Source organism: uncultured Aquimarina sp. (genome assembly GCF_947496855.1).
Classification (GTDB): Bacteria; Bacteroidota; Bacteroidia; order Flavobacteriales; family Flavobacteriaceae; genus Aquimarina.
Genome location: NZ_CANMED010000044.1, coordinates 1 through 245, shown reverse-complemented (window position 1 = coordinate 245; position 245 = coordinate 1). Strand labels below are relative to the sequence as shown.

At 46.9% G+C, this 245-nt stretch carries 1 protein-coding gene; it reads right to left on the bottom strand.

Annotation, left to right across the window (positions count from 1 at the left end):
- Window positions 1-245: hypothetical protein (locus Q0921_RS24995; RefSeq protein WP_299261900.1), on the bottom strand; the 245-nt coding region annotated here is incomplete at both ends.

Here is a 245-nt window from a genome sequence, read left to right as displayed (position 1 = left end):
TAGGTCAGTACTAATGGCGTGGTCGTTGTAACACTAAGTCCACTCCAACTGATCAATCCACCACTCTCACTTCCGCTATTACTAATACTTCCAATGGTAGTATAACCATCTGGAACCGTATCCCCAACACCAACTCCGGTAGCATCATTGGCGCCTGCATTGCTCAGCGTAACACTAAAAGTGACCGTATCACCGGCACTAATCGTTGTACTCCCATCAGCATCTGTAGTCAATACCGCACTCTT